4 protein-coding genes are annotated in these 11057 nt (G+C 59.7%); 2 read left to right on the forward strand and 2 right to left on the reverse strand.

From position 1 onward, the window contains the following. On the forward strand, nucleotides 1-4416 hold a 4416-nt coding region (locus tag D1641_RS17560), incomplete at its 5' end, for an S-layer homology domain-containing protein (RefSeq protein ID WP_201757425.1). A 1079-nt stretch (nucleotides 4417-5495) separates the two neighbouring features. On the opposite strand, the gene D1641_RS17565 is transcribed toward D1641_RS17560, so the two are convergent. After that, on the reverse strand, nucleotides 5496-6134 hold the full coding sequence (locus D1641_RS17565) for a hypothetical protein (RefSeq protein WP_160668053.1): 639 nt from the start codon (nucleotides 6132-6134) through the stop codon (nucleotides 5496-5498). Nucleotides 6135-6539: 405 nt separating this feature from the next. On the opposite strand from D1641_RS17565, the gene D1641_RS17570 reads away from it, so the two are divergent. Continuing rightward, nucleotides 6540-8453, forward strand: a complete 1914-nt coding sequence (locus D1641_RS17570) for an NAD(+) synthase (RefSeq protein WP_160668056.1) — start codon at nucleotides 6540-6542, stop codon at nucleotides 8451-8453. A 391-nt stretch (nucleotides 8454-8844) separates the two neighbouring features. Here the strand turns inward: D1641_RS17570 and htpG are convergent, their stop codons facing one another. Further along, a complete protein-coding gene (htpG, locus tag D1641_RS17575; RefSeq protein ID WP_160668058.1) occupies nucleotides 8845-10761 on the reverse strand; it encodes a molecular chaperone HtpG in 1917 nt (638 codons plus the stop codon). Between the last annotated feature and the right edge of the window lie 296 nt (nucleotides 10762-11057).

The raw sequence follows: 11057 nt of genomic DNA on the forward strand, positions 1-11057 counted from the left end.
CAGGGCGACGGGTCCGGCAACTTCATGCCTGACCGCCCCGTCACCCGTGCGCAGATGGCCATCATCATCTGCCGTATCCTCTACGGCAACAAGCTGAATGTCAGCCAGTTCGAGGGCACCACTCAGTACACTGACGTAGCGGCTACTGAGTACTACACCGGCTACATCAACCTGGCCACTCAGCTGGGCATCATCGGCGGTTACGGCGACGGGCGCTTCGGCCCCAACGACACCGTGACCACCGCTCAGGCCGCCCTGATGCTGTCCCGCGCCCTCGGTTACTTCAAGGGCAACGAGATTGCACAGGCTCAGGACTGGGCTCTGGCCGCTGTTGCTCAGGCCACCAAGATCAACATGTTTGGTGAGCTGAAGCTGGCCACCAACGCTGAGCTGGCCCGTGACAACGTGGCTGAGATGGTCTTCAACGCCATCAGCGCCACTGTCCCCGTCCAGTACAACGAGCTTCTCGGCGTGTACTACAACGAGAACCAGGGCATCATCTACGCCTTGAACTTCAACTATCTGGAGACTCTGGGCTACAAGAACTTCGACCTGGTTTACCGTGACGACACCCAGGACATCTACGGTCGTCCTGCCCGCACCTGGGGCACCGGCACCTACAACACCACCACCAGCCAGGGCACTGGCGGCACTCAGGCCAACCAGTCCCTGGACGCTCAGGGCGGCCTGATCGCCAGCCGCGTCCGGATGCTGGACAAGAACGAGATCATCACCGTGGCTCTGACTCCTGACTATGTCTACACCGACAAGAAGGACCAGGACGAGGTCTGGAAGGACCTTGGCCGCACCCTGTGCGACGAGAAGGACTATGTCTGGACCGTCTGGAACAACGGTGAGCAGCTCTATTCTGACAAGAAGACTGTCAGCGGCGCTTACTACACCTATGGCGACGTCAACTATGTGCCTGAAAACGATGACAGCCGTTATTGGCCCACCGGCAAGGGCGCTAAGACCGAAATCTACGTGGATGACGGCGACGCCACTGTGACCGTGGTTGAGATCAACTACTACCTGGGCGAGGTCACCCGCGTGAACGACAGCACTGTCACCGTGAAGTCCCTGTCCACCGAGCCCCGCCGCCTGGATGTGCGCACCTTCACCGGCAGCGGCTGGGAGGTTGAGGACCTGGTGGTCTTCACCGTGGATGAGAACGACGATGACGACTTCTACATCTGCGAGGTCTTTGAGCCCGACGTGACCACCGGCGACGTGAAGCGCGTGGACCAGGACGATAAGACCGGCGACAGCTACATCCGCTTCGAGACCGACGGCACCAAGTACTTCTACTCCGAGGACGGCCACACCGTCTACGACCTGGATGACGTCAACAGCAAGACCCACCCCACTCTGGACGAGGAGTACAACCTGTACTGCGATCCCAACGGCTATGTTCTGGCCTATGAGCTGGCCGGCGAGGATCAGCTGAACTACCTGTATGTCAAGGACTCCGACGAGGAGCTGAGCGACTGGGTGGCCAAGGTCATCTACGCCGACGCCACCACCGCCAAGGTGGACATCAAGAAGGACCTGAAGAATGTCCCCGCTGGCGGCACCGCCTACGACGGCGTAACGCTTGTCGGCGACAAGGTGAAGTGGATCGACGAGAACTACGACAAGACCGAGAACTCCAACATCGACTTCATGGTCTGGAAGTACACCAAGAACAGCTCCGACGCCCACACCCTGACCTGGGCGAACAGCTGGTACCTGCAGGACCAGGAGACCTTCGGCGGCACTGGCGGCGAGGTCGACATCTACCGTGACCGCGCCTACATCGGCACCGGCAAGGGCCGCGTCATCGTGGACCAGAAGACCGTCTTCGTGGACATCGAGAACGAGAAGGTCTACACCGGCTATGAGAATGTGCCCAACGTCTATGACGCCAAGATCGCTTACGTGACCGACCGCAAGGGCGTGGCCGACGTGGTGTTCATCATCGACGGCGACATCTATGACAGCGGCTACTACTTCATGGTCAGCAAGCAGGACCGCGAGACCTTCAACCGCAGCGGCAACGAGAAGTACTGGGATTATGAGAAGGCTTTTGTGGACGGCGAGGCCCAGAAGCACTTCTACGTGGAGTACGGCGCTGTTGTGGGCAAGTCCAGCACCTACATCCTGGAGCCCGGCGTGCTGTATAAGGCCACCCGCATCGAAGAGGACGGCGGCGAGACCTACATCACCCGCGCCGAGATCGTGGCTCTGGACAACCTGAAGGTTGAGTCCGTCCGGAAGAACGGCTTCGCCTTCTCCCTGACCAGTGTGGACGGCAAGAAGGAGCTGCAGTACACCACCGACAAGGACACCAAGTTCGTCCTGGTGGAGTATAACTACAAGAAGGACGGCACCTTCGACAGCTACACCATCACCCCCGGCGACATCAACGACCTGGATGTGTTCGACAAGACCGAGGAGTTCAACACCTATGTGACCGTGGTTGAGAGCGACAAGAGCGCCGTTCAGGCCGATCTGGTCTACATCATCCGCTGCCACACCATCCAGGATAAGCACATCATCGAGTACACCGACGCTGACGGCAGCAAGCAGACCTGGGAGGTCGAGGAAGGCAAGAGCTTCAAGCAGACCATCAAGGCTCCCGCCGACAGCAAGTTCACCGAGGACAGCGTGGACAACACCAAGCTGCCCGCCGGCGCCAAGGTCACCGTGGCCGCCGACGGCTCCAGCGTGACCATCGAGTTCCCCGTTGACGCCAACACCGACCTCACGGTTAACCTGAACGAGGCTGTCACGCCCGTCAGCACCGTGATCAAGTCCGCCGCCGTCTCCGGCGTGCCCGCCACCCTGAAGGACGGCGACGCTGCGCCTGAGGTTACCGTGAAGGTTCTGGGCGGTTCCGGCACCGCTGTTTGGGGCGGAGCTGCTTACGACAGCACCAACAAGAAGATTCAGGCCGGCGCGGCTCTGACTCTGACCGTCACCGTTACTCCCGACGAGGGTTATACCCTGGCCGAGACCGTCACCGGCACTACCCTGACCGTCAACGGCAAGGAGGTCACTCCTGTCTGGAACGCCGCCGCCAAGACCCTGACCTACAGCTTCGGCGCTATCGAGGCCGCGCCTAACATTGGCAATATCGCCGCCATCAATCTGACCCTGAAGGACGGCGACGGCAAGACCATCAGCACCGACAGCTCCCTGGTGACCGAGGTCTCCTTCAATAGCAACCACTATATCACGGTTAAGGTCAAGATGCCCGATGGCTATACGAGCAGTGTTGCTCCGGAGTCCATGAGCTATGTGGTTGACGGCCTGTCCACCGCTATTACCAACAATTCTGGTACGGGCAGCACTACAGCGGGCCTCTACAGCTTCACAAACGATACTAATACACAGGCTCTTGAGAATGCCAGCGGCGCGACCCTGAACATCACTCTGGTGGTTTCCCGCGAGAGCAGCTCCAAGGTTGACTACTCCGGCGCGGGCGTGGTCATTGACGGCGCCGCTGCTAACACCAGCACTACCCTGACCACTGACAGCACCGCCCCTGCCGCCCTCAAGTTCAAGGTGGACGCGTCTGCCCTGCCGAGCTACGTGGGCAAGACCAAGGTCACCTACACCCTGACCGGCACCAGCAAGGACGGCACCTACACCGTGACAACCGACAACGCCGGCACCGTGCTTGGCAGCGAGACTGACGGCCCTGGCGCCATCTACGCCACCGGCACCAAGGTCGAGGTCAAGGACGTCAAGGTTGAGGCCGCTACCGTGAAGTACGCTGGCACCAGCGATGTGACCGGCTACACTGTTAACGGCATCACTCAGACCACCACTAAGATCGGCGAGGAAGAGGACGTGGCTTCTGGCCTGGCCTTTACTGTGGAGCACACCAGCCTGGTAGCTGGCGCTGAGGCCAAGTTCACCTTCGTTGTCAGCGGCCTGGTGGGCGGCGACGTCACCCTGACCGCCACCAAGGCGGCCGCCAGTGACAGCGGTGTGAAGTATTCCATCGCTCTGGCTGACCTGAAGGTCGACGGCGCGGCCTGGGGCAAGCTGACCGCCAAGGGCGACAGCGCTGTGACCATCACTCTGACCAGTGTTGAGGTTACTAAGGCTGTCATCAAGCTGGACCAGACTGCAATTACCGGCACTGGGACCAGCACCGCGATTGCGAGCGCCAGCGACGGTGAGACTACGGTATCCAACACCACCGCTACCGCGGTGAAGCTCGCCGATGGCAAGCTGGTTCTCACTGTCACTCTGACTGACGGCGGTGATGGCGATGCTTTCGAGGCTGGCAACTATGTGGTTCTGGATGGCGGAAATGTAGTTGGCAAGACTACTCTGACACAGGCTGGCGATGGAAAAACCTTCACTGTTACCATCGAGGACGCCAACGACTACACCGAGTATGAGATCAAGATTATCAAGTCCTGATCGAGTAAACGGTTGATCTGCATCTCCGATCAAAACTGCACCCCGGGCTTCGGCCCGGGGTGCTCTTTATCAGAAAACAGGAAAAAACCGCCCCTTGACAGAAGAGGCGGGGACAGGTATAATAATTTCAATGAGTCCCGCAGGTTCGTCACCCGGGCAAGCGGTTGGCTCGAACAAGGATATGGGTTATCTAAACATCAGACAGCCGTCACTTGTCGGAGTGGCGGTTGTCCCGTTTTAACCGAATGGTCACGGTAATCCCGCGAACATGAAAGGTCAAAGTTATAGGCATAAGCTCACCCCCTTTCGGGTGGTGATGCCAACCGCCTGCCGCCGCTGGGCTTTCCCCTGCGGAGCTCGACAATATTATACCGTATTTGACAGGAAAAGTCAATAAAACCCGCCCTTGACAGAAGGGGCGAGGACAGGTATAATAATTTCAATGAGTCCCGCAGGTTCGTCACCCGGGCAAGCGGTTGGCTCAGGTTTGTAAGAGTTGCCTTGGAAAAACGCTTAGACAACCGTCACTTGCCGGAGTGGCGGTTGTCCCGTTTTAACCGAATGGTCACGGTAATCCCGCGAACATGAAAGGTCAAAGTTATGGGCATAAGCTCACCCCCTTTCGGGTGGTGTAGCCAACCGCCTGCCGCCGCTGGGCTTTCCCCTGCGGAACTCGACAATATTATACCGTATTTGACAGGAAAAGTCAATAAAACCCGCCCTTGACAGAAGGGGCGGGGACAGGTATAATAATTTCAATGAGTCCCGCAGGTTCGTCACCCGGGCAAGCGGTTGGCTCAGAAGTCAGTTGCTAAAAGAGTGTTTGCTCAGGCAACCGTCACTTGGCCGAGTGGCGGTTGTCCCGTTTTAACCGAATGGTCACGGTAATCCCGCGAACATGAAAGGTCAAAGTTATGGGCATAAGCTCACCCCCTTTCGGGTGGTGTAGCCAACCGCCTGCCGCCGCTGGGCTTTCCCCTGCGGAACTCGACAATATTATACTGTATTTGACAGGGGACGTCAATGGAGAACCCGGCCTTTTACGAAGCACTCTGGGCGAAAAGTCCGGGGTGCTTTATTTACGTCAAAAAGACAACAAAGTCATAGATGGTCACCTGCGGCATCTCCTTGTCTGTCCAGCTCAGATCCCACTTAATCTCAAACGAGGTGCCCTTCCGGGCCAGCGGCTTATAGATATCGGTTATTCCCAGTTCCTTCTGGAGATTCTCTTCAATATTTACCCGGTCGCGGTCCAGATTGACCCACGCTCCGGTCCCGTTCCAGCGGATTGCCACGCCCTGCGCTGAGGAGGGTGACCGGCGCTGAATCAGCTGGAGATAGGATATCTTTGTATCTATTGAGTAGGGTTTGGTGATGGCGGTCCCCGTAATATACTGGGGACTGCTCAGGCGCAGGCCAGGAGGCGTTTTCGAGACCGAAACCCCCTCGGATGTGCTGGCAATCCTGCTGTTGTCCAAAAAGGCATCGAAAAGGATATGGGTCGGCTGTTCCGGGCTCTGCCCCGCATAGAGCTGCTTGAGCATCTGATTGTATTCCCGGTAGTTGGCCTGTTCGATGGCCCGTTCCGCCCGCTGGGCCTGGTCCGCAATGGCTTTCAGTGCGGCGTCGATTTTGGCGTTGTCGGCGTTGAAGTCGGTGCGCAGAACCCGGTCAGAGGCGTCCCACTGGCTGAGCTGGTAGTTCGTTGTTGCGTTCATCGTCGTTCCTCCTTAAAAATGTCTTGAGGACGAAAAAAGCCTCCTTTCGAAAGGAGGTGCCCCAGTTCGCAAACTGGGGCGGAGGATTGTGTTTCGCCGCAGGCGAAACGTGCGGAGCATATGAGGGCTTTGAGCCCTCCGTAGGGCGGGACGACTCGGCCCGCCGCATAGCCGCCTGATTCCAACGGCGCGCCGGGGTCGTCGCGCCCTACACGCATCGCGTCCTCCAGAGGGGGGAAGGCTGTTTTCCGCTCTCAATTACCGTGTGCAAGGAGGAAAAGTGGTACGTTTGCATACATTTAATGGAAGTGAGGGCACAGTGCGCTCTTTTTTCATTTTTCTTGCAATCGGGGCAAAATTGGGATATGATAAGGGGGAGAATTACTGACCAAAGGGGGCCCTCCCATGAGAGACGGTTTTATCAAGGCTGCGGCGGGGACGCCGAAGATTAAGGTGGCGGACTGCGAATACAACGCGGGACAGATCATTGCCCTGATGCGGGAGGCGGCGGCTCAGGGGGTCAAGGTGCTGGCCCTGCCCGAGCTGTGCGTCACCGGCTACACCTGCGGCGACCTGTTTTTGCAGGACACCCTCCTCCGTGGTGCGGAGGAGGCCCTGGGCCGCATTCTGGAGGAAACCAAAGAGCTGGACATGCTCACTGCCGTCGGCCTGCCGGTGTGGAACCGCTGGGACGGTAAGCTGTACAACTGCGCGGCGGTGATTAACCGGGGCAAAATTCTGGGCCTGGTTCCCAAGCTTTATATCCCCAGCTATGGGGAGTTCTACGAGGGCCGTTGGTTCGCCTCGGGCCGGGGGGCGGACTATCTTCTCACCCTGTGCGGCCAGAGGGTCAGCCTGGACGCCCACAACCTGGTCATCTTCGACTGCGAGAACGTCCCCGGTCTGACCGTTGGGGTGGAGGTCTGTGAGGATCTGTGGACTGCCGAGCCCCCCTCCGCCCGGCTGGCCCAGAACGGGGCCGCCGTCATCCTGAATCTGTCCGCCAGCAACGAGGTGGCGGGCAAGGCGGCCTACCGCCGCGCGCTGGTGGCGGGGCAGTCGGGGAGGCTGGTGTGCGGCTATGTCTACGCCAACGCCGGCGAGGGGGAGTCTACCACCGACCTGGTCTTTGCCGGACACAGCCTCATCGCCGAAAACGGGACGATTTTGGCGGAGAAACGCTTTGAAACCGGGCTGACGGTGAGCGAGATTGATGTGGGCCGGCTGGCCCATGAGCGCCAGCGGATGAATACCTTCGGTGCGGCGGAGGGCTCCTCCTGCCCCTGCTTCTTCCGGCTGGAGGCGGAGAACACCGTTCTCACCCGGCCCGTGGCGAAGAACCCCTTCGTCCCCGAGGACGGCGCGGACCGGCAGGAGCGGTGTGAGGAGATCTTCGCCATCGCCGCCCTGGGCCTGAAAAAGCGGCTGGAGCACACCCGGGCCTCCTGCGCCGTGGTGGGGCTGTCCGGAGGGCTGGACTCCACCCTGGCCCTTCTGATCACCGCCCGGGCCTTCGACATGCTGTCCCGGCCCCGGACTGACATCCTGGCCGTCACCATGCCCTGCTTCGGCACCACCAGGCGCACCCGCTCCAACGCGGAGCTGCTGGCCCTTGAGCTGGGGGTGGACTTCCGGGAGGTGAACATCGGCAGGGCGGTGGAGCAGCACTTTGCCGACATCGGCCAGTCCATGGAGGACCACTCTGTCGCCTTCGAAAACGGGCAGGCCCGGGAGCGCACCCAGGTGCTCATGGACCTGGCCAACCAGCGGGGAGGGCTGGTCATCGGCACCGGCGACCTGAGCGAGCTGGCCCTGGGCTGGGCCACCTACAACGGCGACCACATGTCCATGTACGGGGTGAACGGCTCCATCCCCAAGACCCTGGTGCGCCATCTGGTGGACTGGGAGGCTGACCGGCTGGGCGGAAAGGCCGGGGAGGTGCTGCGGGATATTCTGGACACCCCGGTGTCCCCCGAGTTGCTCCCCCCCAAGGACGGGGAGATCGCCCAGAGAACCGAGGACCTGGTGGGTCCCTACGAGCTCCACGACTTCTTCCTCTACTACGCCGTCCGCTGGGGCTTCGGGCCCCGGAAGGTGCTGCGGCTGGCGGAGTACGCCCTGGGGGACAAATATGACCGGGAGACCCTTTTGAAGTGGCTGAACAGCTTTTACCGCCGCTTCTTCGCTCAGCAGTTCAAGCGCTCCTGCCTGCCCGACGGCCCTAAGGTGGGCTCTCTGGCCCTTTCCCCCCGGGGGGACTGGAGAATGCCGTCGGATGCGGTGAACACCCTGTGGATGAAGGAGCTGGAGACCCTGTAAGGATAAAAAAGCATCTACGGAACAGAGCGCACAAAAAGCCTTCTTTGGCAAAGGAGGCGCCCCCGAAGGGGGTGTAGTATTGCGTTTTGCAAAGCATATGAGGGCTTTGAGCCCTCTGTAGGGGCGGACATTGTCCGCCCGCTTTTTCGGACCCGGCCTGTTAGCGGTGGGCGCACAATGTGCGCCCCTACACAGCCGCCGCCCTCTGTAGGGCGGGACGGCTCGGCCCGCCGCATAGCCGCCTGATTCCAACGGCGCGCCGGGGTCGTCGCGCCCTACACACATCGCCTCCCCCTTGCGGGGAAATGGAGCCTTGCCCTACGGGGGACGAGGGTTCTTTGACACGCTGAAAAAGCGGAACGCCGGCAGGCGTTCCGCTTTTTTGTTCGGTTCAGATCATCAGGGAGCAGACAAGCTCGGTGTACTCCGCCGGGTTCTCCAGAGGCAGGTCGGCCAGGAGGAGGGCCTGGGCGTAGAGAAGCTTGGAATACTTGCCCACTGTCTCCTTATCCCCGGCGTCCACCGCCTTTTTCAGGGCGGCGAAGGGGGCGGAGTCGGGGTTGAGCTCCAGCACCCGCTCGGCCTTCATTTGCTGGCTGCCCTCCAGCTTGCGCATATACTTCTCCATCTCGATGGAGACGGGGCCGTCGGCGGACAGGCAGCAGGCGCCGGACTTGAGGATGGAGGAGACACGAACCTCCTTCACCTGGTCCGCCAGGGCCTCCTTCACCGCCTCCAGCACGCTCTTGCCCGCCTCGGCCTTCTCCTCGGCAGCCTTCTTCTCCTCCTCGGTCTGGGGCAGGGCGCCCTCCTCCGTGACCGACTTGATTTCCTTGCCGCCAAACTCCCGCAGGCCCTTCATGACGAAGTCGTCCACGTCCTCAGTGCAGTACAGGATCTCATAGCCCTTGTCCAGAATACGCTCCACCTGGGGCAGTCTGGCGATCTTCTCCACACTCTCGCCGCAGGCGTAGTAGCAGAAGGGCTGATCCTCGGGCATCCGGTCCTTGTAGGCGGCCAGGGTGGTATTTTTGCCTTCCTTGGAGGACCAGAACAGCAGCAGGTCCTGTAGGATGTCCTTGTGCTGGCCGTAATCGGCCACCACGCCGTACTTCAGCTGCGTGCCGAAGGCGGTCCAGAACGCTTCATACTTCTCCCGGTCCTCCTTCTGCATCTTGAGAAGCTCGCTTTTGATCTTCTTCTCCAGGGCGGAGGCGATTACCTTCAGCTGCCGGGTGTGCTGGAGCACCTCCCGGCTGATGTTCAGGGAGAAGTCGGCGGAGTCCACCACCCCCTTCACAAAGCGGAAGTGATCGGGGAGCAGGTCGGCGCACTTGTCCATAATCAGCACGCCGGAGGAGTAGAGCTGCAGGCCCTTCTGGTACTCCCGGGTGTAGAAGTCGTAGGGGGTCTGGGAGGGGATGTAGAGCATAGCCTTGTAGGTCACCGCCCCCTCGGCGCTGGTGTGGACGACGGCCAGAGGGTCCTGCCAGTCGCCGAACTTCTCCTTGTAGAAAGCGTTGTACTCCTCAGGCTTCACCTTGGACTTGGGCCGCTGCCACAGGGGGACCATGGAGTTGAGGGTTTTCCACTCCTTGACGGTCTCCCACTCGGGCTTGTAGTCCTCGCCGGCGTCCTCCGGCTTCTCCTTCTGGCGGTAGTCCTCCACCTCCATGACAATGGGGTAGCGGATATAGTCGGAGTACTTTTTGATGAGCTCCTGTAATTTATAGGTATCCAGATACTGGTCGTAGTTCTCCTCGTCGGCGTTGTCCTTGATGTGCATAATGACGTCGGTGCCAGGGACCTCCTTCTCGCAGGCGGTGACGGTGTAGCCGTCCGCCCCGTCGGACTGCCACATCCAGGCCTCCTCAGAGCCCCAGGCCCGGGAGATGACCGTCACATGGTCGGCCACCATGAAGGCGGAGTAGAAGCCCACACCGAACTGGCCAATGACGTCGATCTTCCCAGCCGCCTTGTCGTCCTCCGCCAGGCCGGCCTTGAACTGGCCCGAGCCGCTGCGGGCGATGGTGCCCAGGTTGGACTCCAGCTCCTCCTTACTCATGCCTACGCCGTTGTCGGAGACAGTGAGCATCTGCTTCTCCTTGTCGGGGACAATGGTAATTTTCAGGTCCTTGCGCTTCACCGTCACACTGTCGTCAGTGAGGGACTTGTAGGCCAGCTTGTCCTCTGCGTCACTGGCGTTGGAGATGAGCTCCCGGAGAAAAATCTCCTTGTGGGTGTAGATGGAGTTGACCATCAGGTCCAGCAGCCGCTTGGATTCTGCCTTAAATTGTTTCTTTGCCATGATTGCGATTCCTCCATGTATATAAAATTTCTTTGATAACAATATATTTAGCACTCTTTCGATCTGAGTGCTAAATGTATTCTATCGCACATTTCCTTAAATTGCAATAGGGTTCATAAAATTTTTACACTTTCCAGAGCATTCCGTTTCTCATTTACGAAACCGTCCCCCGTCTACCAAAAGTCTACCAAAAAAGCCGCCGGGCTCCTGCACCGCAGGGCCCGGCGGCTTTTTCGTTTTCCGGGACATCTACCGGATGTCTACCAGGGTAACTTTTTTACATTGAAAGGGGCTGC

Source organism: Colidextribacter sp. OB.20, assembly GCF_009911595.1.
GTDB lineage: Bacteria > Bacillota > Clostridia > Oscillospirales > Oscillospiraceae > Lawsonibacter.